This window comes from Rhodoferax sp. (genome assembly GCF_028714215.1).
Classification (GTDB): Bacteria; Pseudomonadota; Gammaproteobacteria; order Burkholderiales; family Burkholderiaceae_C; genus Rhodoferax.
In genome coordinates this window covers 23,783-47,713 of the sequence record NZ_JAQTMS010000025.1, presented here as the reverse complement: position 1 = coordinate 47,713, position 23,931 = coordinate 23,783, and the positions used below count along the sequence as shown (strand labels likewise).

The following is a 23,931-nucleotide window of genomic DNA, read 5'->3' as shown; positions in this document are numbered from 1 at the left end:
CGCATGAAACCGCTGCACGATCTGCCAGAACTGCTGGAAGCCCTGAACCCGCAAGCCGAATTGGTGCACCGACACCTGTGGCTGATCGCACTGTTTGAATGGCTGCGCGGCGACTGTGGTTCAGTGCCGACCACGCTGGCACGAATTGAACTGTTGCTGGACGCCGTGCAAGCCCGTCCCGAGCTGGAGGCGCGCTGGCGGGCCTGGTGGCGGACACTGGTTGACACCATCGATTGCACGCCCCTGCTGGCCGACTACGGATTTTCCTCGCTCAGTTCCTTTATCACCGAGTTTTTTGAACGTGTTCGTCAAAAACTGCTGCCGGGCACACCCGAAACCGCGGACGCCTCCGCGCTGTTTGATCTGGTGCTGTTCCATGGTTTCGATGCCCAGTGGCTGGCGGCGCTCGATGAGCCCACGCTGGGCCGGATCGCGGTTTTACTACAGCCGCCGACAACGCCGCAAGCTGATGCTTCACGACCGGTCATCTCGCAATGGCAGGCCACGGTGGTGGAGGCCATCACGTTTTGCACCAGCCAGGTCCGTGCCACCGGCTTTTCGCCCGAATTGCGCCTGCGCATGAGTACGCCGGCGCGCGAGGCGGCACCTTTTCATTGCCTGGTGCAGGACTTTGAAACCCTGCGTGACGTCTATCTGGCAGCACCCACCCAGGACAGCGAGCAACGCCAGGCCGCACTGCAACAATTTCGTGAGCGATTGGAGGCCTGCCGCAGTGCGGCAGCCACTGTCTACACCCATCTGGACGCGCATGGCATTTCAGTCAACCTGGTGTTCCAACTACGCCAGTTGCGCGTGCGGGTGCTGCGCATTCGTGCCCTGATGGACTGTCTGCTCTCCGGCCACCCGGGGACCAGCACGGCCCGGCTGCTGTCGCATCTGGTCACCGTGGGCCAGGAGCGACGCAGCCTGCGCGCACTGCTGACCTCCAGCACTTCGCTGCTGGCGGCCAAGGTGGCCGAGCGCAGTTCCGAGACCGGCGAGCACTACATCACCCGCACCGTCGCGGAATACCGCGACATGCTGCGCCAGGCGGCCGGTGGCGGTGCCATCACCGCGCTGACCACCTGGTTGAAATTTTCAGTGCTGGCGATCGGACTGTCGGCGTTCTGGAGCGGTTTCTGGGCTGGCGCGGTCTATGCGGTGAGCTTTGTCGTCATCCAGTTGCTGCACTTCACGCTGGCCACCAAGCAACCGGCCATGACGGCACCGGCGATGGCGGCCAAACTCAAGGATCTCGGCGAGCCCTCTGCGCTGGACGCTTTTGCCGACGAAGTCACGCATCTGGTGCGCTCACAGGTGGCGGCGGTGCTGGGCAATGTCCTGCTGGTGTTCCCGGTAGTGCTGCTGATTTCCGCCGCCCTGCAACTGGCCATCGGCCACACCATGATTGACGCCAAGCAAGCCGAGCACGTTTTCCAATCACTCACCCTGCTGGGGCCGACCGCCTTCTTTGCCGCAGTCACCGGCGTGCTGCTATTTGCCTCCAGCATCATCGCCGGCTGGGCCGAGAACTGGTTTGTGCTGCACCGGCTCGACTCCGCCATGCGCTACAACCCACGCATCACGACCCTGTTGGGGCCCAAGCGTGCACAGCACTGGGCGAGCTTCACACGGACCCATATTTCGGGCTTTGCCGCCAATATTTCACTGGGCTTCATGCTGGGGCTGATTCCTTCCTTTACCGGTTTTTTTGGACTGGAACTGGAGGTGCGCCACGTCACCCTGTCGGCTGGACAACTGGCCGCGGCCTGCGCGGCGCTGGGCTGGGACGTGCTGCGCGAGCCCGCCCTGTGGTGGTGCGTGGCGGCCCTGCCGGTGATGGCGGCGATGAACCTGGGGGTGAGTTTTTACCTGGCCTTTCTGCTCGCATTGCGCGCCCACAACGTCAGCGGCGTCGACCGGGTGCACGTCAGCGAGGTTATTGGGCGGCGCTGGCGCCATGCACCCTTGAGCTTTTTCTGGCCACCGCGAAACGCTATTTCACCGACCAGCAAACAGGACTGACCAAAGTGGGCGAATTTGACTTGATAGAGCGCTATTTCAAGCGGCCGGCACGCCAGGCCGTGCTGGGTGTCGGCGACGACTGCGCGCTGTTGCAGCCGGCCCCCGGCACGCAGTTGGCGATCTCCTGCGACATGCTGGTCGAGGGGCGCCATTTCCTCTCGACGGTGGACCCCTTGCGGCTGGGCCACAAGGCGCTGGCCGTGAACCTGAGCGACCTGGCCGCCTGTGGCGCCAAGCCGCTGGCCTTTACCCTGGCGCTGGCGCTGCCGCGCGCCGAAGAATCCTGGGCGGCGCCGTTTGCGCAAGGCCTGTTCGCGCTGGCCGACGCGCATGGTTGCGAGCTGATCGGCGGCGACACGACGCGCGGACCGCTCAACATCTGCATCACGGTGTTTGGCGAGGTGCCGGTGCTGGCCGGGCGCTCGCAAGCCTTGCTGCGCTCCGGCGCACAAGCCGGCGACGAGCTCTATGTCAGCGGCAACCTGGGCGATGCCCGCCTGGCCCTGGAAGTGTTTCGCGGCACCTTGTCGGTGCCGGCGCCGGTATTCGAGGCGGCCCGCTTGCGCATGGAAATGCCGACCCCGCGCGTCGCGCTGGGCCTGGCCTTGCGCGGCATCGCGACGGCGGCGATCGATGTCAGCGACGGCCTGCTGGGCGATCTGGGCCACATCCTGAAGCAGTCCGGCATCGGCGCCACGGTCAATGCCGATATCTGCGCCACGCTGGTTGCGGCCCGCGCCGGTTGCGCGCCGGAGCCGGGCCAGCCCGGCGCCGAAATAGGCCCCGACCAGTGGCGCAGCCTGGCCCTGGCCGGCGGCGACGACTACGAATTGCTGTTCACGGCGCCGGCATCCCAACGCGAGGCCGTGGCCGCCGCCGCCCGAAACAGCCAGACGCCGGTCACCCGGATCGGCCAGATTGATCAGCAGCTGGGCCTGCGGCTGATTAATGGCAAGGGCCAGACACTGCCCAACAACTACACCTCGTTTGACCACTTCGTCTGACGCGGCGACCTTATCACGACATAAAGCGAACCATTTATCCTTGCATATTGATCGTACAACAGGCAAAATGCAAGGATGATAGCCAACAAACCAGCCCCCCCTGAAAGACCGGAATTTCCTCGCGTGCTGCTTCAAGCAGCGCAGGAGCAGTTGGCTTTTTCACCCGCCGTGGTACTGCTGGGTCCACGGCAAGTTGGCAAGACAACTCTCGCACGCATGATTGCATCGACCTACCCGGGCGCCATCAGCCTTGACCTGCAATTGGCGGGCGACCGCGAAAAACTCGCCAGCGGCAGTGGCTTTTTGCAAGCCAACCGGGACCAACTGATGGTGTTGGACGAGGTGCAGTATGTACCCGAGGTATTTGCCCAATTGCGACCGGAAATTGACGCACAGCGCCGACCGGGGCGATTTCTGTTGCTGGGCTCGGCATCCGGCAAGTTGCTGCAGCAAAGCTCTGAATCATTGGCCGGGCGCGTCAGCTACCTGGAACTGACGCCCTTGCAGGTGCGAGAGGTGATGGCACCAGACACCGATCCGCAGGCGGCTTTGCTCACATTGCAAAAGCTCTGGTTGCGCGGCGGCTTTCCGGTGAGCTACACAGCCCCCACCGATGCCTATTCTTTCAGTTGGCGCAGCGATTTCATTGCCACTTTTTTGAATCGCGACATCCGTGAATTCGGGGTCAATGTGCCGGCCCAGACCTTGCACCGCTTTTGGCGCATGACGGCGCATTTGCACGGGCAATTGTTCAATGCGTCAAACATTGCCGCGTCACTGGGTGGCATCTCGCACACCACGGTGGCGCGCTACCTCGACTCGCTGGTGGACACCATGATGCTGCGCCGTCTGGAACCGCATTTCGTCAACGTCGGGAAACGGCTGGTGAAATCCCCCAAGGTGTATGTGCGCGATTGTGGCTTGCTGCACGCCTTGCTGAACCTGCCCGATGTCAACAGTTTGATCGGGCACCCGATGGCGGGCCCTTCGTGGGAAGGTCTGATGGTGGAACAAATTTGCGCCCTCGTCCCCAAGGGCGCCGATGTGAGTTTTTATCGCACGGCGGCGGGTGCCGAATTGGACGTGGTGGTGGAGCTGGGCAGCAAGAAGTATGGTTTCGAAATCAAATTTTCCGGCGCTCCCACCGTCACCAAGGGCTTTTGGCAGGCCTGCCAGGATGTGGGCGTGCAGCACGCCTACGTGGTAGCACCCGTGCAACAGGGTTGGCCCATGAAGTCGACGGCAGCGCACACGGTGGATGTGATTTCGCCCCTGCAGCTGCCTTGGGCTCTGGCGCGGTAGATGCAAAACAACGGCTACCCAATTTGCCTGACTTTTTTATACAAACTGCCATTTGCTTCTTCAGATTGTATAAATTCAACTCCTCTGGACTTGCTTTGACGAGGCACAGCAGAGGTAGGGCGCGTCGCTCGGCGCCCATCACCCGGCGAGCCTTCGGCAAAGCGCTGCCAGACGCGCCGGAAATCGCGCGCCGAGGCAAAGCCGCATTGCTCCGCCACCTGTTCCACCGTCCTGGGCGGCAGCGCCGCCAGCAATTCCTTGGCCCGCGCAATCCGCAATTGCTGCTGGTAGGCCAGCACGCCAATGCCGGCGTGCTGGGCAAACAAGCGGCTCAGGTGGCGCGGGCTTACATGCGCCGCCTTGGCCAGCGCGGCCAGCGTCCAGAGCCGCGCCGGATCGCGGGCGATGGCGTCCTGGGCCCGGTGCACCGCCGGGTGCATGTGGTTGCGCCAGGCCAGCCAGGGCGAGGTTTGCGGGTCAAGCGGACCGCGCCGCTGGTACATCACCAGGCGGCGGGCGACGCGCGAGGCCAGTTCGGGCCCGGCGTGCTGCTCCACGATGTAGAGCGCCAGGTCGATGCCGGTGCTGATGCCGGCACTGGTCAGCACCCGGCCATCGTCGACAAAAATGCGGTCGTCGGCCACCGCGGCGCTGGGCTCCATGGCCTGCAGCATTTCAAGCAGGCTGTGGTGGGTGGTGCAGTGGCGCCCGGCCAGCCAACCGGCTTGCGCCAGCAGCAAGGCGCCGGAACAAATACTGGCCAGCCGGGTATCGGCCCGCGGTGCCGTCCGCAGCCAGCGCACCACTTGCCGCGCCGCCGGCGTGGCGTAATCCTTGGCGTCATTGCTGTTGCCCACCACCAGCACCAGGCTGTGGGGCGGCAGGGTTTCGGGCAAGGGTTCCAGCCCGCCCAGGCTGGGACCCAGCGAGGTGGCGACCGACGGCTGCGGTGCGCAGCTGTGCAGCACCAGTGCGGCGCCCATGTCGCGTGCCATGCGCAGCGTCTCGGCCGGGCCGGCGTAGTCCAGCAACAGCACGTTGGGCGTCAGCACCAACCAGACCGAGAGCTTCAGCTCTTCCATTGCAGGCGGGTCAACAAGGGGGCGCCGAACAGGTTGACCAGCAGCCCCAGCATGAGCAAGGCGCCGCCAGCGAAGTGAATTGGTTTGAGCGACTCGCCGAACACCAGCCAGCCGGTGCAGAGGCCCACCAGCGGCACCAGCAGGGTAAATGGGGCGACGCGGTTGACCGGATAGCGCGACAGCAGAAAGTTCCACACCGCGTAGCCCAGCAGCGTCGAGGCCCAGGCGATGTAGGCCACCGCGGCGAAGGTCTGGAGACTGAAGTTCTGTAGCGCAGTGGTCATGGCGGCCGGGCCTTCGATCAGCCAGGATAGCGCCAGAAACGGCAGCGGCGGCACCAGGCTGGCCCACACTACGAAGGCCAACTGGTTCATCGGGCCGTGGCGGCCGACGGCCCGGCTGACGATATTGCCGCAGGCCCACATGGCGGCCGCTGCCACGGTCAGCAGGAAGCCGGTCAAGGGCATGGCGGCGCCGTGCGCGCTGCCGATCAGCGTCAGCCCGCCGGCGGCCAGCAGCAGGCCGGCCAGTTGGTTGGCGTGCCACTTTTCCTTCAGCCACAAGGCGGTGAACAGCAGCGTGAAAATGGACTGCGATTGCAGCACCAGCGAGGCCAGCCCGGACGGCATGCCGACATGAATCGCCGTGAACAAAAACGCAAACTGCCCGACCGACATCGTCAAGCCAAACGCCAGGTACAGGCGCAGCGGCACCTTGGGCGGTCGCAGAAACAGCAGGGCCGGAAACGCCGCCAACATGAAGCGCAGCGCCGCCAGCAGCAGCGGCGGCAGCCCCACCAGCCCGATCTTGATGACCGCAAAGTTGACGCCCCAGACCACGATCACCAGCAGTGCCAACGCCAGGTCGCGCGGGCGCATGGCGGCCCAGGTCATGCCTGCGGGCTCAGGCTGGCCAGGCAGGTGGCTACATCGACGATGCGGGCAAAGCGGTCGGCCAGCACCAGCTCGGTTCTGGCCTTGATCTCCTCGGCCGAATAGCTGCGGCCGCTGCCGGCGTGGGTCATGGGGAAAGTCAGCGTCGCCTCGGAGACGAAGTCGACGGCGTAACCGATGTCGGAGCCGACGCGCGCCGTGGTCTCGCAGCACTGCTCGGTGCGCATGCCGGTGATGATCAGCTTGCCAATGCCGCGCCGGCGCAACCACAGATCCAGCCCGGTGTCGGTGAAAGCGTTGTGCGTGTGCTTGTCGAAGCGCACCGCGGGCGCGCCGGTGAGCCAGGGCAGAGGCTTGACGAAGCCCGACTCCAGCGTGAACGGCCCGCCCTGCCCCACGTGGAAGATATGCACCACCGGCACCCCCTTGGCCCGGCAACCCGCCTCCAGGCGCAGCAAGGCGCTCTGGAACGCCGGCAGATCATCCTGCGCCCAGAACGGCATCTGGGCAAAAGACTGTTGCACATCGATGATGACGAGGGCCGCTTTGGCTGGTGTCGTGGGGGACATTTTGTGTTTCCATGAAAAAGAAGATGCCTCATCTTATCGCTGGAAAAATATCCGCACCAGAGCCATTCAAGACAGCAATGGGACAAAACACGCCATTCATGAGGAACCTCTGTCAGAGCGCCGGCGGCAGTCCGCCAACGCCGAACCCGGCTAGCGCCCGGCGCGGCAGGCCGCAGTGTTGGCGACCGCTTTGAGGTAGGCAATCAAATCGCGCCGCTCGCTGGCCAGCGGCACGCCGTCGTAGGTCATGCTGCTGCCCGGCACCAAGTCCAGCGGTTTGCGCAAAAACCGGTCCAGCGTTTTTTCATCCCACACCAGGCCGGACTTCTTCATGGCGGCCGAATAGTCGAACCCCGCCACGCTGCCGGCGCGCCGGCCCAGCAGGCCGCAATGCCGGGGGCCGACCCGGTCAGTGGCCAGCGCGTGACAGGCGAGGCAGCGCCCATACAGTTGCTCGCCGCGCAACGCATCCGCGCTCGCCGCCAGACCGGCGCCGGCGGCAGCCCAGAGCGCGCAAGCTGCCAGCAGCGCGGCACGACGGCGCAGTTTCATGCCACGAAGGCCTGCGGCACGGGCGCCTCGCCGATGGCCTGGCGCAGGATCGCCCAGTGCATCGCCTCATCGCCCAAAATGCTGGCCGCCGCCTTCGAGAGATCGCGGTTGCTAAACAGCGGCACGGCCCCCAGGTAGGCGCTCACGGCGCCCTGCTCCAGTTGCGCGGCGAACTTGAGCACGTCGAGCTGCGCCTTCAGTTGCGCCACCGGAAAGTCGTATCTGGCCTTGGCCGTGACGGCTTTGCCGCCCAGCTTTTCCACCGTTCCGGCAAGCAGTGCGACATGCTCTTTGTGGTGCGCCTGGAAAGTCAGCGCCAGCTCCAGCACCGGTTTGCTGAGCAAGTTGCTTTCGGCGCCCAATTGGTAGGCGGCGATGGCCTCCAGCTCGGCGCCGATGGCGGTATTGAGGATTTGCACGTCACCGGCTTTGGTGTCGCCGGATTGGGCGGCCAGCGCGTCCTTGCCGGCCAGCAGCGCCACGGCGGCGCCCGACAACAGCAGGCCGCCGGAGCGGCCCAGAAACAGGCGCCGGGCGGCCAGCGGTGTGGACATTTGAAAAAACGACATGGCAATCTCCATTCAAGAACACAGGGGACCTCACAGATCACGGGCGGGAGGACTCCCGCTCGTGGACAATCCTTGCCAGCACCGCCTCGACAATCCGGTCGCAGCGCGGGCCGGCAAATGAGAACGCGTCACCGATCGCCAGGTCGATGTCACGCGACAAGCCCTCGCGCAAAATGGCGCGCGCCCGAAAAAAACGGGACCGCACCGTGGCCGGCGGGATACCCAGCGCCGCCGCCACCTCTTCCACGCTCAATTCCTCCACCCCGCGCAGCATGAACACGCTACGAAACGAATCGGGCAAGGTGTCGATGCGGGCCTCGATCTGCCGGCGCACCTGCGAGCGCATGGCCAGGTGATCCGGCTGCTGGTCGGGATGGGCGTGCATTTGCAACTCCGGGGTTTCGTCATCGGCATCGACAGAGGCATTCAGCGGCAGCACCTGGGCGCCGCTGCGGCGCAGCCGCCCCAGCGCTTCGTTGACCACGATGCGGGCCAGCCAGGTCGACAGTTTGGCGTCCGCACGAAACGTGGCCAGCGCACGCCAAGCACGCAGGTAGGCTTCCTGCAGTGCCTCCTGCGTGTCGTCGTCGTTTTTGAGAATGCTGCGCGCCGTGCGAAACAGCAGCCGGTTGTAGCGTCGCATGATCTGCGCAAACGCGCCGTCGTTACCGCCCAGCGCCAGAGTGACCAGTTCGGCATCCGGGCTGGCATCCGACGGCTTGGCAACAATTGTTTTCAGGGTGTTCATGGGTAGTCCTGTCCATTAGATGGTCCGTCCGGTGCCGGCGTTCCGGATTTTTTTCGAATCGCTGCCGCAAGCGCGTACCGCAGCGCAAAAAAGGAAGCCGTGGCCCTACAACTCGCTCCACCAGGTCGCCGGCACACCGGGCGGCAACATCGCACGAAAATAGTCGGCCAGGGTTTTGCCGGGCTCGTCCCGAAACTGACCGGCCGGGCCTTCGACCAGTTGCACCTTGTCCATCCGATCGAGGCGGAAGTTTCTGAAATCGCTGCGGCTCTCGCACCAAGCCGCCAGGGTCCAGACCTTGCCCCAGTAAAAACAACCCAGCGGCCGCAAGGTGCGCTGCGTCAGTTGGTCGCCGGCATCGCGGTAGTCCAGCCGCAGCTTGCGCCGTGCCGGCACCGCCTCGCGCAGGGTTTGCAGGGTGGCCTGCAGTGTCGGCGCCAAACCGATGGGCGGCGCATAGACCGCCATGCTTTGCGCCGCCGCCCGCGCCGCCGTCGGCAGCACCGACAGGATTTTCCCCAGCGCCACGTTGGAGGCCTGCGCCAGCGCCGGGTCTTGCCAGACCTGCGCCATGCGCACCGAGGCCACCAGAGCCCGCGCTTCGTCGTGGCTGAACATCAGCGGCGGCAAGTCGAAGCCGGCGCCCAGCCGGTAGCCGACGCCGGCCTCGCCCTCGATCGGCACCCCCTGGTGTTGCAGGTCGGCGATGTCGCGGTAGATGGTGCGCTCCGACACTTCAAGGCGCTGCGCCAGATGCGCCGCCGTGGTCAGGCGCCGCCCGCGAATCAGCTGGACGATTTGAAACAGGCGGTCGGCGCGGCGCATGCCGGTTTATACCAGTGCGTGCAGCCCCACCCGGTTGCCGTCCAGGTCGATGAAGTGGGCAAAGAAGCCCAGGCCGGGCGGCAGCGCCTGGCGCGGCAGCGCAATGGCGCCACCGGCCGCCACCACGCGCGCCAGGGCCGCGTCCAGCGACGGCGAGGCATCCAGATAGACCAGCGTGCCGCTGCCGCCAGGTGCCGTTGCAGTGGGGCCCATCATCAGGGCGCCGCCGACGCCGTCACTCGCCTTGTCGTAGGCAAAGATAGCCCCTTCGGACGGCCCCATCGACTCGCGGCGCATTTTGCTGCCCAGCACGGCCTCGTAAAAAGCTTGCGCGCGATCGAGTTGGGTGGTGGAGATTTCGAACCAGTTGATGGCATTTTTCATGGATATTTCCTGAGTTGTTGAAGAAGCCCTGATGCTGCGCCAGGGCTACTGACAACGGGGTGTCAGGAGGCTTGCGCCTGCTCAGCGCGGGCCAATTTGCGCGCCGCCTGGGTCTGGCCGCCATAGCCCCAGTCGGAGGCCGGGTGTTCGCACCGGGGAGTCGGGCAGACCTTTCAGTTGCAATGCGAGCAGAGTGCGGTTTCTGAGACAGAAGCGGCACGCGTGCTGCGGTCCCGCGCACGGCGGGCCAGCCTGTAGGCCAGGCGCTGCGCACTGCGGCGCGCATGGTCTGCCGTGGTCCCCAGCACGGCATCGGCGCCGCGCCAGAAGTCACCGACCGCTTCGCCGCGCAAGCGAACGGCCTCGCATTTGGCCAGGTCATGCAGACGGGCCTGCGTAGCGGCATCGGGAAAGTCTGTAACCATGGTGGGCTCCTGTGAATTGACGATGGTTTGAACTTTATTGAATTAGCCAAGCATCGGAAACGACAAAAAAACCATATTGGTTTTGCACTTTCTGCAAAACCACGCCACAATTCCGCCATGCAACTCCAGCTTGACGACGTCGCTCTGTTCACCCGCATTGCCGAACTGGGCTCCCTGTCGGCCGCGGCCCGCGAGCGCGACGTGCCGGTCAGTCAGGTGACACGCTCGCTGGCCCGGCTGGAGGCGGCCGTCAAGGTGCGGCTGCTGCATCGCAGCACCCACGGCCTGAGCCTGACCGACGAGGGCGACACCTTTTTGAGCTATGGCCGGCGCCTGCTGGAGACCGCGGCCGAGCTGGGCAGCGAACTCAGCGGCAAGCTCGCCGGCCCCAGCGGCTGGGTGCGCGTCAGCGTCAGCCCGCTGCTGGCCGAAGGCCTGCTGGCGCCCAGCCTGTGCGCCCTGTACCAACGCCATCCGCAACTGCACATCGACATCAACGCCGATGACCGCATGGCAGACATGGCGCGCGAAGGCATAGACATCGCCATTCGCACCGGCACCCCGCACAGCGAAACCCTGGTGGCGCGCCGGATCGGCGACTACAGCCGCTCGCTCTATGCGGCACCGGCCTACCTGGCGCGACGTGGCACACCGCTGCACCCGGATGAATTGCAGCGGCACCATTTGATCGCCAGCAGCGCCAGCCCCACGCTCAACCGCTGGCTACTCAGTGCTGATACTCAAGGCAAAACGGGCGGCGAACTGGTGGTATCGGGGCAGACCCGCACCGACAACTCGGCGGTCATGCTGGCGCTGGTGCAGCAAGGCGTCGGCATCGGGCGGCTGATGGACCAGCTGGCGCGTCCGCTGGTCGCCAGCGGCGCCCTGGTGACGCTGCTGCAGGACTACTTTGCCAGTCCCCCGGTACCGATTTACGCCGTGATGCTGCAGGAACGCCAGCGCCTGCCGAAAATCCGCGCCTGCATCGATTTCTGGGCCGACTGGCTGGCGCGGATCGCCGGCGCGCAAAGTTCTCCTCCGCGATAATCGGACCATGCCACAGAACGAATTTCCGACCGCACCCCAGCAGCCCAGCGCCCGCTTCATGCTGGACCGGCCGGCGCATTTCGTGGCCATGGGTTTCGGTTCCGGCCTGAGCCCGATCGCGCCCGGCACGGCCGGTACTTTATGGGCCTGGCTGGCATTCTGGGTGCTGCAACCCTGGATGAACGACACGCGCTGGGCCTGGCTGATTGCCGCCTCGCTGCCCCTGGGCTGGTGGGCTTGCAGCGTCACCGCCAAAAACATGCGTGTACTGGATCCCAGCAGCGTGGTGTGGGACGAGATTGCGGCCTTCTGGCTGGTGCTGTGGCTGGTGACGCCGGCCGGATTCTGGGGGCAACTGGTGGCGTTTGGCCTGTTCCGCTTCTTCGATGCCGTCAAGCCCGGACCGGTGGCTTGGGCCGATCAAATGTTCCACGATATCGATCTGGCGAACGACCCCGGCGCCTGGCGCAAGGCCGGATTCGGCATCATGCTCGATGACCTGGTGGCGGCCGGTTGCGCCTTGTTCGTCATCGCCGGCTGGAGATTTTTTCAATGACCGCAACGCTGTCGAAAACAGAACCCTCGGTACCTCAACTGTGCCAACGCTTGGCCGACTTGCTGTTGAAGCAGGAGCTGAAACTGGTCACGGCCGAAAGCTGCACCGGCGGTCTGATTGCTGGCGCCTGCACCGATCTGGCCGGATCGAGCGCCTGGTTCGAACGCGGCTTTGTTACCTACTCCAACGAAGCCAAAACCGAGTTGCTGGGCGTCGAAGAGCGGCGACTCCAACGCACCGGCGCCGTCTGCGAAGGCGTCGCGCGTGCCATGGCGACGGGCGCCCTGGCCCACTCGCGGGCCCAAGTGGCGGTGGCCGTCACCGGCGTCGCCGGCCCCACTGGCGGCAGCCCGGCCAAACCGGTGGGCACGGTCTGGTTCGGCTTCGCCGTGCCGGGCCAGATCGTCACCGAGAAATGCCACTTTGATGGCGACCGCGCCGCAGTGCGCGCCGCCACCGTGCGGCACGCCTTCACCCGGCTGGTGGAACTGCTGGACCACGCCGCCTGATGCCGGCGGATTTCTGGACCGGCTTTGCCACCGGCCTGTCGCTGATCGTGGCCATCGGCTCGCAAAACGCCTTCGTGCTGCGCCAGGGTATCCGGCGCGAACATGTGCTGCCGCTGGTATTGTTCTGCGCCCTGTCCGACGCGCTGCTGATCATGGGCGGCATCGGCGGCGCCGGTGTCGTGATCCACGGCAACGACATGCTGTTGACGGTGACCCGCTTTGGCGGCGCGCTCTTTCTGGCCGGCTACGGCGCGCTGGCGGCACGCCGCGCCTGGCGTGGTAGCCAGTTGCACGTGAAAGACGATGGCGGCACCACCCTCCTGCGCGCACTGACGATCTGCTTCGGCTTCACCTTCCTGAACCCGCACGTCTATCTGGACACCGTGGTCCTGCTGGGCGCGCTCGCCAACCAGCGACCCGACCCGGGGCGCTGGACCTTCGGCTGGGGCGCCTGCGCCGCCAGCCTGTGCTGGTTTTCAGCCCTGGGTTTTGGTGCCCGGCTGTTGGGGCCAGTGTTCGAGCACGTGAGCGCGTGGCGCGTACTCGACAGCAGCATCGCGCTGGTGATGTTTCTGATGGCGGGACTGCTGGTGGCCGGGTGAATTGGCGCTGTGCGAGCTGCTACGGTGCAGCATGCCTTCACCAGGCGGTAGACCTGCTGGGATGAATCGGTAGTTGTCATTGCGGACTTGATCCGCAATCCATGGAGTCCGGATGGGTCGCGCACTGCGTGACCCATCTCCAGCACATCGGATTCATCACGCAGAGCGTATTGTTTTGCCAGAAGCCCGTATTCCAACGGCAAATTTCCGTGACAGTGTCTCGGAATTTGATGGCGTTGAATTCTCGGCGATCTCTGTCTTTCAATTGGGGCAGATGATGGTCGGTTCGCTCATTTTGAAATTCTCCTTTTTGCGCCGGCGCCGGTGAGTTGTTTCAATGCGTCCAGGCCAATCAACGAGCGCATTTGCGTGATGGCGATGGCATTGAGTTGCAGCAGGCGGTCTTTGGCTACAAGGCCCTGGTGAATCAATACCGCGTTGATGCTTTCCAGATTGGAGAGCACCACCAGTTGCTCCAGCGTGGCGGCGTCGCGCATATTGCCCGGCTGGCGCGGGTTGAGTTGCCGCCATTGGGCGGCAGTGATGCCAAACAGGGCAACGTTGAGCAAGTCGGCTTCACTGGCGTAGATGACACTGGTTTGCGCGACGGTCAGGCGTGGCGGTAGCAGCCGCTCCTTGATGGCATCGGTGTGAATTTTGTAATTCACCTTGGACAAGGTCCGCTGAAAACTCCATTCCAGCGAGGTGGCGCGCGACTCCTCGTCCTTGAGTCGCTGGAATTCCTTGATCAGGTAGAGCTTGAACTCGGGGCTGAGCCAGGAACCGAATTCGAAGGCAATGTCTTTGTGGGCAAAGGTGCCACCGCCGCGCCCCGACTTGGCGTAGATGCCGATGGCACTCGTGGCTTCAATCCATTTCTTGGGCGATAAAGTAAAACTGTTCAACCCCGCCTGCGCTCTAAACCTGTCGAATTCGAGGGGTTTAAATACGGGGTTGTAGATTTGCTCCCAGATACCCAGAAACTCGATGGTGTTGCGGTTGCGTAGCCAGTTGTACAGAACGCTCTCATCGCCGAAGCGCTTCACCATGTCAGTCAGTGAGATGTAGTCCTGCTCGTGACGGCTGACCACGGTCACTTCCGACCCTTTGACGTGAATGACACGGTTCTTCATTCGAGGCTCCCCTAGACGGTACTGCTCGGATTATGAGGCCGTGCCGTGCCGTGGCGTCTCGGCTTTCCCACGCGCTACACCGTGTAGCGACGGCTTCAAGCGTGGATGAAATCCTGCAGCCGCCGGCGCGGCGCGGGCTCGACCGGCGGCGCATAGCCGACGCGGGCCCACATCTGCACCGTCTGGCCGGCTCGCGTGGCACCACACAGCGCATGGATGTCGGCATAGGGCTGGGCCTGCTCGGCGTATTCCTGCAAGGCTTGCGACAGCGGTTGCAGCGACAGGCCTTGCGCCGTGGCTGCCAGTTGTACCCGGGCATAGGCGCGGCCGGCGTTGATCTGCGTGACGCGCTCATTGCCCTCGCTCACCAGCCACAAAAAGCCGGGTGTGGAATCCAGCTTCTTTGCAAAATCCTTGATCTGGCTGGTGCTGGCGTAGTCGTCGGGTGCCGGCGCATTGCTGCGGTCGAACAGGCCTACGCGATCCAGCAGTTCCACCGTCGGATCGAGCAGCGTCAGGCCGTCGCGGTGCGCCGCAATCTCGGCGGCGCCGACGCGCAGCACCTTGTAGGACTCCATCACGGTGCGCGGGGTGGTCAGCTCGATGCGCCAGGCCTCGGCCGCAATGCGACGGTGAACGGCCAAGCCTTCGGCCTGCCCGGCACCGACAAAGCCGAAGCGCAGTGCATGGGCTTGTACCGCCGCCCGCATCGCCTGCCAGGCCTCGGGCGGCACGGCGCGCTTAGGATCGTAGGCGTTGCGGTTGGTATGGCGCCGCAGAATCTGCGCAAACAGGGGGTCTTTGCGCACTGCGACGTCGGGCGACAAACGGATGCGCGCCACCGCCCGGTTGTCCAGCTTTTCGGGACCGAACTGGCCTTCGGGAAACAGTGCAATGTCGGCGCGCAGGCCGCGCTCGCGGGCCGACAGATCCAGCAACTCCAGAAAAGTGCCGTGGCTCATCATGATCTGGCGCGACAGCGGATCGGTCTGCGGCAGCAGGCGTTGCAGGTCGCAGCGCAGCGTGATCTGGCCGGGCGTGCCCAGGTCGGCGATCCAGGATTGCAGGTTGTGCGAGTGCGGCGCCAGAATGGCATGGCTCAGCAGCCAGCGCCGGACATCCGGGTCGGCGGCCACGTCGCGGCCAGGCCCCTGCCAGGCCTCGATCGCCTCGGGCGGCAGGCCGGAACTGCAGGCTGCCAGCCCGCTCGTGGACAGCGTGGCGGCGGCAACCACGCCACCGCCCGCGATACGGATGAAATTGCGGCGTTGCATGGTGTTTGCTCAGTCGATGCGATTCAGGGCCAGCCTGTCCATGCCCTGCGGGCTTGGCACCGATGCTGGCACCCAACCCAGATCGGCCAGCGCCGCCCTGGCCGCCTGCGCCAGCGGTGTATGCGGCTCCGCCCCGATCAAGGCAGTGAGCTTGTCATTGGCCAGCGTGTGCGGGGTGTCCCACAAGTAGCGCATTTCCGCCAGCGCCGCAAAAGTCGGCACCAGGAGCGCGCCGATGCGCATCAGCGGCCAGGGCAGGCGCTTGAAGCGCACATGACCCTGCGGCTCGACCCAGCCCTGGGCGCGTGCCAGCGGGTCCAGCACATCCAGCCAGCGCTGGCCGGTGATGCTGTAGCCCTTGAAGTGCAACACCTCGAACGGTGGCAGTTGCGCGCGCTTCGCCGCCACCGCGACAAAGGTTCGCGCCAGGTCCGGCAGATAGGCCCAGGCGGTCGCCACATCGCGCGCGCCGGGATAGGTGAACTTGCCCTTTTGCAGGTCTTTGACGATGATCTGGTCGAACCAGGTGCCGCGCCCGCTGCCGAAGAAATCACCGGCGCGAATCACCACGCCGCGCACCCCGGAGCGCTTGAGTTGCGCCTCCATGGCAATGCGGATCTGGCCCTTGACGGTCTGCGCCGCCTGCGGCGTGTCCTCGCGCAGCACGGTGGGCATGGCGGCGCCGAAGTTGTACACATTGCCGGGCAGCATCAAGCTGGCATTCAAGGCCCGCGTGACGGCCGTGGCTGCCTCCAGCATGGGCAACACCTGGGCGCGCCAGGCCTTGTGGGTGTAGGCCGGGTTGAGCGCATGCACCACCACGGTGGCGCCTTGCGCCGCCGCCGTCAACGCCTGGGTGTCGTGCAAATCGATGGCCAGCCACTCGATGCGCGCTTCCGCCGGCAGTTCGGCAGCGGGGCGGGTTTGCCCCAGCACGCGCCAACCGGCGTCGGCGAAGGCACGGGCGGCGGCCAGGCCGAAACGGCCGCGAGCGCCCAGGATGAGAACAGTGGATGGCATGGTTTTTCCTCTTTTGATATCTTCGAAATTCACGACTTTGCTGCACAGGAGAGGATGCGGCGTTGTCATTGCGGGCTTGACCCGCAATCCATGGATGCCGGATCAAGTCCGGCATGACAGCGTCTCCCCTTGCGCGCGTCATGATTTTTGAAAATTTCAATGATCAGTTGCGAACAGAGCCGGTGAATAGGCGGAATTGTGAAATCAAACGGCTTGCGCCACAATTGCATAAATAGCCATAGCAGACATGCATTTATGAATACCTCCCTGCCGCACGGTTTCGACTGGCGCCTGGTGCGCTCCTTCCTAGCGGCGCTGGACCACGGCAGCCTGCTAGGGGCCGCGCGGACCCTGAAAATGAGCCAGCCGACGCTGGGGCGCCACATTGCCGAGCTGGAGAGCCAGTTGGGCGTGCTGCTGTTCGAACGCACCGGGCGTGGCCTGCTGCCCACCGCGACGGCGTTGCACCTGAGCGAGGCAGCGCGCAGCATGGAAGCCGGCGCCCTGCAACTGGAGCGCACCCTGTCGGGCGTGCAAACGCAGACCGCCGGCACGGTGCGCATCACCGCCAGCGTGCCAGTGGCGGTGCACATGCTACCGCCGCTGCTGGCCAGCCTGCGCCAGGCGCTGCCCGACATCCAGATCGAGCTGGTATCGAGCAACCAGGTCAGCAACCTGCTGCGCCGCGAGGCCGACATTGCCATTCGCATGGTGCGGCCCGACCAGTCATCCCTGATCGCAAAAAAAATCGGCACGGTGGGCCTGGGCGCTTACGCCCATCGCAACTACCTGGCACGCCGCGGGGTACCGCGCAAAGCCACCGATCTGCTGCTGCACGAACTGATCGGCAGCGACGCCGATACCGGCATCCTGCTGGGCTTTCAGGCCATGGGCTACCCGGTCACGCGCGAGTCCTTTGCCCTGCGCACCGACGATTTCATCGTCCAGTGGCAGGCCGTGCGCGCTGGGTTGGGCGTCGGTTTTGTGGCCGATTACGTGGCCCGCAGCGACCCGGAGGTGGTACGGGTACTGCCCGGTCTGCTGAAGATTCCGTCACTGCCGATGTGGCTGGCGGTGCACCGCGAGATCCGCGGCAACCGCCGCATCCGCGCCGTCTATGATTTTCTGGCGCAGGCCCTGCCGCCGGTCATTTAAAGACTGGCCGCAGGCGTCCCCGGCGCCACCGGTCCAGCCTCAACCGGCCAGGCCGGCAAACACATTCTGCACGTCGTCATGGGCATCGATGGCGGCCAGGAAGCTTTCCACTTCTTCCAACTGCTCGGCGCTCAGGCTGGCCGGGTTGACCGGGTTCTTGGCCTTGTAACCCAGCTTGGCGGACAAGACGGTGAAACCCTGGGCCGGCAGCGCGCGGCTCACCAGATCGAGATCGGCGGGGTCGGTCAGGAACAGCGTCGTGCCGTCCTCGTCGCCCGGCTCCAGGTCTTGCGCGCCGGCCTCGATGGCGGCCAGTTCGGCATCGGCGCCCTTGACTGTCGGCTCGGCTTCAATCATGCCCACATGGTCGAAATCCCAGGCCACCGAGCCGGAGGTGCCCAGTTGCCCCTTGCGGAACAGCACCCGCATCTCAGGCGCCGTGCGGTTCACGTTGTCGGTCAGGCATTCGACCATCAGCGGCACGCGGTGCGGCGCAAAGCCTTCGTAAATCACGTGCTCGAAATTGACCGCCTCGCCGGTCAGGCCGGCGCCTTTCTTGATGGCCCGGTCCAGCGTGTCCTTGGGCATGGAGGCCTTGCGGGCCTGCTCCACCAGCAAGCGCAGGCGCGCATTGCCGGCCGGGTCGGCGCCGCTACGCGCCGCCAGCATGATGTCCTTGGACAATTTTCCGAAGACGCGGCCCCTGGCGTTTGCCGCCAGTTCCTTGCCTTTTGCTTTCCACTGCGCGCCCATAGCTAGGTTTCCTTCTTGTCATGGCGCTGCCAGGCGCCTGGTTTGATTCGGGGTGATTGCGACCGGCGCGCCAGATTCAAGGATGTAGCGCTGGGCCGAAGGGACGTAGGTTAACACCCGCCGGTTGACGCATGCGCCGCGGCCAACCGCGCGCAGTCCTCAGCCCTCATACAGGCAGATCGAATTGGTGCCGGCGTCCTTCGCCCGGTACATGGCCGTATCGGCCCATTTCAGAACCTCTTCCTCGCTGGCTTGGTGGCCCACGAACAGCACCACGCCGAAGCTTGCCGTGCAGCCATACTCCATCGTGAATTCGGTTTGCCCCTCTTTTTTCAGGGTCAGCGAATAAGGCTGCGCCAGCAGGGCCCGAATCTTTTCCGCAATCGCCTGCGCCTGCAGCGTCGATTTGGCTTGGTCGCCGTCAAATTCCGCCAGCATCACGACAAATTCGTCACCGCCAAAGCGGGCCACGGTGTCGCGCTGGCGCACGCAACTGAGCAGGCGCCTGGCAACCTCCATCAAAACCAGATCACCGGCACCATGCCCCAGCGTGTCGTTGATCGGTTTGAAGTTGTCCAGGTCCAGAAACATCAAGGCGCCATAGCGTCCACTGCGTTGGCTGGCCGCCATGGTTTGACTCAATCGGTCGTTCAGCATGCGCCGGTTGGGCAGCTTCGTCAGCGGGTCGTAAAAGGCAAGTTGCCGCACCTGCTCTTCCATCCGCTTCTGCGCGGTGATGTCCTTCACCAGCAACACCCGCTCGTCATTGGGACTGCCGGGCATCACCTGGGAGACGGAGACCTTGACGATGATCCCCGGATTGCTTTCGCCGCGCAGGCTGCTTTCGAAGGACTGGGGCGTCCGCGGATCGCCCGCCAGGGCTTGCCCAATGGCTTCGTTGGCAAACACCTCCCCCAGCGCGCGGCTCAGGATCGGCCCGGTGATCACGCTGTTCCAAATCTGCTGCATGGCCGAGTTGCAGCGCACGATGCGGCCGGCCTTGTCCACCACGATGACGCCGTCGGTGAGGGATTCGAGGATCAGTTCGACATAGTCACGGGTAACCAGGGTGCTGGAGAGATCGGAGGCCATCTGGTTGAACGTTTGTGCCAGTTCTCCAATCTCGTTTTTTGACTGCACTTCGGCGCGGCTCTCCAGATGCCCGCTGCCCAGCCGCAAAGCCGCCAGGCGCAGCACATTGATGGGTTGGGCAATGCGCCTGGCGAACAAGGCGCCGCCACCGATGGCGGCCAGTATCGACAGCACACAGGCACCCAGCAGCAAAGTCAGATGACGCCTCAATTCAGAACCAACACTTGCCTGGTGTTTCTGAAACTCCGTCTCCTCGTCGGCGGCCGCCTCGGCCACCAAGTCCAGCAAGCTCTTGAGACCGACTCTAACCTGGGCCAGTTGCACATGAAAAGCACGATCGTCCAGCGCATCGCCGTAGCGATCGAGTTGCTCCACCGCGCGCCCAAAGTCCTTGACCGCCTGTTCCACCGCCTTCACGGTGGTCAACTCGTCCGGAAAGTATTGCTCGACCAAGGCGCGGTATTCCGAAGTCGCCGCCATCAGTGCAGCAACAGACGGTTCGACTTTCTTGTCCGAGGCTTCACCGGCGTGCGCAGCTCTGTCGGGTATCAATTCGGAAGCCACGGAAAACGCCTGCCGGGTCGCCAGGAAGCGGATGCGGTTGAGCGCCCTCAGTACCGGTTGGGTGCGGTTGATGGCGCCGTCAAAGTCCTCGGCAATGGCGTTCAGACTCAGGTATCCGGTCAGGCCCACCAGCAGCACCAGCATGGCCAGCAGGATGTAGCCGGAAAATATCTGGCTGCGAAGTTTCATACAAGGAAAGCCGCCGCCCGTTTTGCCTGGGAGTCACGGTGCGTCAAGCGCGCACAGCAGACTCCCGGCGGCGCCAGGCCGTGAAGCCCATCAGACCCAGACCGGCCAACAACATGGCATAGCTTTCCGGCTCCGGCACGGCCGCAACGGTGGCACCGATGGTGCCGGTATTGCCCGCCAGATTGATCACGTCGGCGGCAAAGTAAGCGGCGGTTCCGCTGCCGGTGGAGAGTTGTCCAAATTCAGCCAGCGACGCGTTCTTGACGGTGAAGTTCAGCGGATCGACATAACCGCCAGCCGAGCCGCCGGCGCTGCAGTTGCTGACGCAGTTGATCTCGTAGCTGAAGGTGCTGAAAGGCGAATTGCTGGTACCGCTGGCGACGGCAAAGACGTTATGGAGTCCATTCGCGAAACTGATGCCGGTAACGTCGCTGGCGGACGAAGCACCGCCCAGGTTGAAAGAAAAGGCCGAGTGCGCTCCGGTGTCGACAAAGTTGAGATCGCTGCGCAAGGAGACACTGACCAGCACATCGCTGAAGCTCTGCGTCAGGGTGACCGATCCATAGGCGCCCGAGCCAAACTGGCTGACGCCGGTGGCGTTGAGCGAATAGCTTGCCGTCTGCGCCGCGGCGGAAAAAGCAAAACAGGACGCGGCAATCGCCAGGCAGACATTCAGCAGTGGTTTAAGCGATTTCATGCAAGCTCCCGGATCGGTTTCAGTGTTGAGGAAATTCTGAAACCGACCGGCGAGATTGCAAATGACGCTTGGGAACCTTTAGGCTAGTAGCTTGCTATCAAGACTCTGTTGCGACCAAGTAGTAGATCGGCGCTAATCCCTCTGGTACTCAGCTACAGAGGTACTGGGTGGGCCTTTGAGTTCCACCACGTTGCCTTCCGGGTCGGTGAGGTAGATCGAGGAGCCTTCACCCTCCGCGCCATAGCGTGAAGCCACGGGGCCGACCGCTATGCCCCGCGCCTCCAGCTGGCGGCGAATGGCCGGTTCGTCGAAAGGCTCCACCCGCAGACAGAAGTGATCCATGTTGCGAGCCTCCTTTCCGGGCGCCGCGCCACCGGCGCGCCCGAGCTTGCCATCGACCGGTACCAGATCGACGATGGACCGGCCGGCGCGCAACTGCACCAGCCCAATTTCGTCCTGCCGCCGCTCCACCGTGCACCCCAGCGCGCCACAGTAGAAGCGCAGCATGCGATCCAGGTCGACAACGCGCAGGACAAGATGATCGATTTCGCGAATACGGAACATGGTGGGTAGCCTTCTGGTGGATGGTTGGGGCATCTTAGCGATGCGGCATTTCACAGCGGAGCGGTGGGGTTTTGCTTGCGAGGAATCATGCGCAGGACCACCAGGCCGGGTCTCGCCCCGGCGGGCGACCGACACCCTGGCAACGACTGCAATGGCTGGGCTATAGTGGCACGTTGTTGTCTATCCAGCTTGCTGCTTTTTCTGGAGTTGTTATGGTGACTTACTTGCCTTCTGAATGTCGTGGAACCCCAGATGCATGCGGCTTGGCAAAGGAATTGGGAACCGATGTTCAGGCGACAGAAACCTGTCTCCCTGTATTGAGTTAGCCGATGCACAGACCTATTGCCGCTATCCGCAACGGACTCATGAGAGGGCTGTCTTACGTTCGCGTTTGGGTATCGCTTTTCCTCGGCTTGTTTTTCGTGTGTGCTGCATACTGGCTCGCTTTTCCGCGCCTTGAGCCGATGTTCGTGTGGCCAGCGACGACCTTTGTCCTGCTTTCGGGCGCCATTGGCGCGGTGTTTGAGTGGCATGCGAGAGCATTCGGAACAAACACCAGGGCCACTGGGTCGCTAACGCCAGGCAAGAGTTTTGCTGTTGTTTTCCTTATCCTCGCAGCATCCAGCGCGCTATCAACAGTTATTGGATGGTTCAACAGTGTCGATGTCAAAGGATGGTGGCCATTCGTCATGGCGGTTTCTCTTTTCCTTGATTGCGTCTACAGCCTGATATTTGTCGCCCTTTCGCGGCTTGGACGGCCATTCGGCTTGCGATTTGTAATTGTCTACAACGCTGCATTGGGCCTGCTTGTTGTGGTTCAGACCATTCTTTTTTACACAAGCAAGGCTGGCACCATTGACTCGCGGAGCTATTTCTTGCAACTGGCCCGTAGCGACAGCTGCGTCCCTGGGCTCTATGGGCTGTTCCTGCTTTGCACGGCAGTCTTGGCGCTTACGAGACGGGGGCGGCCTGGCTAAAAGTCCGTCAACCAGACGCTGGTAACGTTCAACGTTCAGCATGGCACATAACTCTCACCCCATGACCGCACCCGCCCTGGAAATCTGCCGCGCCGCGCCGCAAGATCGACTCCCGATTCTCCGGATGCTGGAGTTGTACCAGTACGAACTGTCTGACATCTGGGACCAGGACCTTGATGCCCATGGCGAATACGGCTACGCGCTGGATCGCTATTGGACGGATGCCCGTTGTCATCCGTTTGTCGCCAAGGTCGGTGGTCACTACGCCGGCTTTGCCCTGGTTGACGCGGCGGTCAAGGTCAACAACGTGGGCCGCTGGATGGACCAGTTCTTCGTGCTGAAAAAATATCGCCGCGCCGGCGTTGGCAAAGCCATGGCCCTGCGCGTGTTTGCCGAGCTACCGGGGCAGTGGGAAGTCGGGCAAATGGCCAGCAATCTGGCCGCCCAAGCGTTCTGGCGCCGCGTGATCGGCGACTGCACCGGCGGCAACTTCGTCGAGCACGCGCTGGCCGGCGACTGGTGGGAGGGCTATGTTCAGTGCTTCAGCAACGCTGCGCAAGCTTGAGGCTCAAGCCTTCGTTCGGTCGCCGAAAATCTGGCCATTTCCTCTGCGCATTCTTTCCTTCCACGCCATAACCATTTCATGCATATCAAAGTCGACGATCTGAGAGGTCCTGAAATCCACCAACTGCTGCAGGAACATCTGCAGAGCATGGCGCAGCATTCGCCGCCAGAGAGCATTCATGCGCTGGACATCAAGGCCTTGCGCCAGCCGGAAATCACCTTCTGGACCGCCTGGGAAGGCGCCGAGTTGCTGGGTTGCGGCGCGCTCAAGGAACTGGACGCGCAGCACGCCGAAATCAAATCCATGCGCACGTCCACCTCGCATCTCAGAAAAGGCGTGGCGCGGAAGATACTTGCCCACATCGTTGACGAAGCTCAGCGTCGCGCCTACCGCCGGCTGAGCCTGGAAACCGGATCGGCAAACGCCTTCGCGCCGGCGCGAAACCTTTACGAAAGTTTCGGCTTTTCCTACTGCGGACCCTTTGCCACCTACGTGGAGGATCCGTACAGCGTTTTCATGACCAGAAAGTTGTGAGTCCACATGAATCCAAACAAAGTCGACCGAACTCGCCTGGCAACGCTCACCGATCTGCCGAATGTCGGGCCGGCGATCGCCGAAGATTTGCGGCTGCTGGGTATTCACCAGCCAAGCCAGTTGCTGGGCCAGGACCCGATCCAGATGTACCGCAGGCTGTGCGAAAAAACGGGCTTGCGCCAGGACCCCTGCGTGCTGGACGTCTTCGTCTCGGTGACGCGCTTCATGGCTGGCGAGGAAGCGCGCCCCTGGTGGGCCTACACACGGGAGCGCAAGTGATTTAAGATTTGTCGCCGTGCCGCGGCAAACCGAACACACCAGC

General features: G+C 63.8%; 29 protein-coding genes. 13 read left to right on the top strand and 16 right to left on the bottom strand.

From position 1 onward, the window contains the following. The first annotated feature begins 3 nt into the window (after positions 1-3). From PHS32_RS12895 to PHS32_RS12885, 3 genes are all read left to right on the top strand, one after another. On the top strand, positions 4-2,025 hold the full coding sequence (locus tag PHS32_RS12895; protein ID WP_301079408.1) for a site-specific recombinase: 2,022 nt from the start codon (positions 4-6) through the stop codon (positions 2,023-2,025). Positions 2,026-2,030: 5 nt separating this feature from the next. After that, positions 2,031-3,029, top strand: coding sequence for a thiamine-phosphate kinase (gene thiL / locus PHS32_RS12890; protein ID WP_301079407.1), 999 nt, complete (start codon positions 2,031-2,033; stop codon positions 3,027-3,029). A gap of 123 nt (positions 3,030-3,152) precedes the next feature. Continuing rightward, on the top strand, positions 3,153-4,331 hold the full coding sequence (locus PHS32_RS12885) for an ATP-binding protein (RefSeq protein ID WP_301079406.1): 1,179 nt from the start codon (positions 3,153-3,155) through the stop codon (positions 4,329-4,331). Between the two features lie 14 nt (positions 4,332-4,345). Here the strand turns inward: PHS32_RS12885 and PHS32_RS12880 are convergent, their stop codons facing one another. The 9 genes from PHS32_RS12880 to PHS32_RS12840 form a co-directional block, all read right to left on the bottom strand. Continuing rightward, positions 4,346-5,413 carry a helix-turn-helix domain-containing protein gene (locus PHS32_RS12880; RefSeq protein ID WP_301079405.1) on the bottom strand — a complete coding sequence of 356 codons (1,068 nt, stop codon included), beginning with the start codon at positions 5,411-5,413 and terminating at the stop codon, positions 4,346-4,348. After that, the gene (locus tag PHS32_RS12875; protein WP_301079403.1) at positions 5,401-6,306 is read right to left on the bottom strand and encodes an EamA family transporter; all 906 of its coding nucleotides are present in this window, start codon (positions 6,304-6,306) and stop codon (positions 5,401-5,403) included. Before PHS32_RS12875 ends, PHS32_RS12880 begins: the two co-directional genes overlap by 13 nt. Then, complete coding sequence (locus PHS32_RS12870) at positions 6,303-6,875, bottom strand: isochorismatase family protein (protein WP_301079402.1); 573 nt, start codon at positions 6,873-6,875, stop codon at positions 6,303-6,305. Before PHS32_RS12870 ends, PHS32_RS12875 begins: the two co-directional genes overlap by 4 nt. Before the next feature lie 150 nt (positions 6,876-7,025). Further along, positions 7,026-7,427, bottom strand: a complete 402-nt coding sequence (locus PHS32_RS12865) for a cytochrome c family protein (RefSeq protein ID WP_301079401.1) — start codon at positions 7,425-7,427, stop codon at positions 7,026-7,028. Further along, positions 7,424-7,996, bottom strand: a complete 573-nt coding sequence (locus PHS32_RS12860; RefSeq protein ID WP_301079400.1) for a ferritin-like domain-containing protein — start codon at positions 7,994-7,996, stop codon at positions 7,424-7,426. Before PHS32_RS12860 ends, PHS32_RS12865 begins: the two co-directional genes overlap by 4 nt. 37 nt (positions 7,997-8,033) lie before the next feature. Beyond that, positions 8,034-8,744, bottom strand: coding sequence for an RNA polymerase sigma factor (locus tag PHS32_RS12855; RefSeq protein ID WP_301079399.1), 711 nt, complete (start codon positions 8,742-8,744; stop codon positions 8,034-8,036). A 105-nt stretch (positions 8,745-8,849) separates the two neighbouring features. Further along, a complete protein-coding gene (locus PHS32_RS12850; protein WP_301079397.1) occupies positions 8,850-9,569 on the bottom strand; it encodes a YafY family protein in 720 nt (239 codons plus the stop codon). A 6-nt stretch (positions 9,570-9,575) separates the two neighbouring features. Then, positions 9,576-9,953: a VOC family protein gene (locus tag PHS32_RS12845; protein ID WP_301079396.1), complete on the bottom strand. Its 378-nt coding sequence runs from the start codon at positions 9,951-9,953 to the stop codon at positions 9,576-9,578. A 173-nt stretch (positions 9,954-10,126) separates the two neighbouring features. Then, positions 10,127-10,378, bottom strand: coding sequence for a hypothetical protein (locus tag PHS32_RS12840; protein WP_301079395.1), 252 nt, complete (start codon positions 10,376-10,378; stop codon positions 10,127-10,129). 117 nt (positions 10,379-10,495) lie between these two features. Between PHS32_RS12840 and PHS32_RS12835 the strand changes: the two genes are divergently transcribed. From PHS32_RS12835 to PHS32_RS12815, 5 genes are all read left to right on the top strand, one after another. Continuing rightward, a complete protein-coding gene (locus PHS32_RS12835; protein ID WP_301079394.1) occupies positions 10,496-11,425 on the top strand; it encodes a LysR family transcriptional regulator in 930 nt (309 codons plus the stop codon). A gap of 7 nt (positions 11,426-11,432) precedes the next feature. Next, a complete protein-coding gene (locus PHS32_RS12830; RefSeq protein ID WP_301079393.1) occupies positions 11,433-11,981 on the top strand; it encodes a phosphatidylglycerophosphatase A in 549 nt (182 codons plus the stop codon). Continuing rightward, positions 11,978-12,490 carry a nicotinamide-nucleotide amidohydrolase family protein gene (locus tag PHS32_RS12825; protein ID WP_301079392.1) on the top strand — a complete coding sequence of 171 codons (513 nt, stop codon included), beginning with the start codon at positions 11,978-11,980 and terminating at the stop codon, positions 12,488-12,490. The genes PHS32_RS12830 and PHS32_RS12825 overlap by 4 nt, the downstream gene beginning before the upstream one ends. After that, positions 12,490-13,092 carry a LysE/ArgO family amino acid transporter gene (locus tag PHS32_RS12820; protein ID WP_301079391.1) on the top strand — a complete coding sequence of 201 codons (603 nt, stop codon included), beginning with the start codon at positions 12,490-12,492 and terminating at the stop codon, positions 13,090-13,092. The genes PHS32_RS12825 and PHS32_RS12820 overlap by 1 nt, the downstream gene beginning before the upstream one ends. Positions 13,093-13,204: 112 nt before the next feature. Continuing rightward, entirely contained in the window at positions 13,205-13,420 is a 216-nt protein-coding gene (locus PHS32_RS12815) for a hypothetical protein (protein WP_301079390.1), read from the top strand. Here PHS32_RS12815 and PHS32_RS12810 read toward each other — a convergent pair. The 3 genes from PHS32_RS12810 to PHS32_RS12800 form a co-directional block, all read right to left on the bottom strand. Further along, complete coding sequence (locus tag PHS32_RS12810) at positions 13,383-14,225, bottom strand: KilA-N domain-containing protein (RefSeq protein ID WP_301079389.1); 843 nt, start codon at positions 14,223-14,225, stop codon at positions 13,383-13,385. The genes PHS32_RS12815 and PHS32_RS12810 overlap by 38 nt on opposite strands. Before the next feature lie 95 nt (positions 14,226-14,320). After that, positions 14,321-15,499 (bottom strand): twin-arginine translocation pathway signal protein, encoded by a 1,179-nt coding sequence (locus PHS32_RS12805; RefSeq protein ID WP_301079388.1) that lies wholly within the window; start codon positions 15,497-15,499, stop codon positions 14,321-14,323. A 9-nt stretch (positions 15,500-15,508) separates the two neighbouring features. Beyond that, positions 15,509-16,519: an NAD-dependent epimerase/dehydratase family protein gene (locus PHS32_RS12800; RefSeq protein WP_301079387.1), complete on the bottom strand. Its 1,011-nt coding sequence runs from the start codon at positions 16,517-16,519 to the stop codon at positions 15,509-15,511. Between the two features lie 255 nt (positions 16,520-16,774). On the opposite strand from PHS32_RS12800, the gene PHS32_RS12795 reads away from it, so the two are divergent. Beyond that, positions 16,775-17,674 (top strand): LysR family transcriptional regulator, encoded by a 900-nt coding sequence (locus tag PHS32_RS12795; protein WP_301079386.1) that lies wholly within the window; start codon positions 16,775-16,777, stop codon positions 17,672-17,674. 39 nt (positions 17,675-17,713) lie between these two features. On the opposite strand, the gene PHS32_RS12790 is transcribed toward PHS32_RS12795, so the two are convergent. From PHS32_RS12790 to PHS32_RS12775, 4 genes are all read right to left on the bottom strand, one after another. After that, complete coding sequence (locus tag PHS32_RS12790) at positions 17,714-18,427, bottom strand: YebC/PmpR family DNA-binding transcriptional regulator (protein ID WP_301079385.1); 714 nt, start codon at positions 18,425-18,427, stop codon at positions 17,714-17,716. A gap of 159 nt (positions 18,428-18,586) precedes the next feature. Next, positions 18,587-20,272 carry a diguanylate cyclase gene (locus PHS32_RS12785; protein WP_301079384.1) on the bottom strand — a complete coding sequence of 562 codons (1,686 nt, stop codon included), beginning with the start codon at positions 20,270-20,272 and terminating at the stop codon, positions 18,587-18,589. 43 nt (positions 20,273-20,315) lie between these two features. After that, positions 20,316-20,969 (bottom strand): PEP-CTERM sorting domain-containing protein, encoded by a 654-nt coding sequence (locus PHS32_RS12780; RefSeq protein WP_301079383.1) that lies wholly within the window; start codon positions 20,967-20,969, stop codon positions 20,316-20,318. 132 nt (positions 20,970-21,101) lie between these two features. Then, a complete protein-coding gene (locus PHS32_RS12775) occupies positions 21,102-21,533 on the bottom strand; it encodes a VOC family protein (protein ID WP_301079382.1) in 432 nt (143 codons plus the stop codon). 329 nt (positions 21,534-21,862) lie between these two features. On the opposite strand from PHS32_RS12775, the gene PHS32_RS12770 reads away from it, so the two are divergent. The 4 genes from PHS32_RS12770 to PHS32_RS12755 all read left to right on the top strand — a co-directional run bounded on the left by PHS32_RS12770 (position 21,863) and on the right by PHS32_RS12755 (position 23,888). Continuing rightward, a complete protein-coding gene (locus PHS32_RS12770; RefSeq protein WP_301079381.1) occupies positions 21,863-22,510 on the top strand; it encodes a hypothetical protein in 648 nt (215 codons plus the stop codon). Positions 22,511-22,571: 61 nt separating this feature from the next. Next, positions 22,572-23,075: a GNAT family N-acetyltransferase gene (locus PHS32_RS12765; RefSeq protein WP_301079380.1), complete on the top strand. Its 504-nt coding sequence runs from the start codon at positions 22,572-22,574 to the stop codon at positions 23,073-23,075. Positions 23,076-23,153: 78 nt separating this feature from the next. Continuing rightward, positions 23,154-23,609, top strand: a complete 456-nt coding sequence (locus PHS32_RS12760; protein ID WP_301079379.1) for a GNAT family N-acetyltransferase — start codon at positions 23,154-23,156, stop codon at positions 23,607-23,609. 6 nt (positions 23,610-23,615) lie between these two features. Then, the gene (locus PHS32_RS12755) at positions 23,616-23,888 is read left to right on the top strand and encodes a helix-hairpin-helix domain-containing protein (protein WP_301079378.1); all 273 of its coding nucleotides are present in this window, start codon (positions 23,616-23,618) and stop codon (positions 23,886-23,888) included. Positions 23,889-23,931 lie beyond the last annotated feature (43 nt).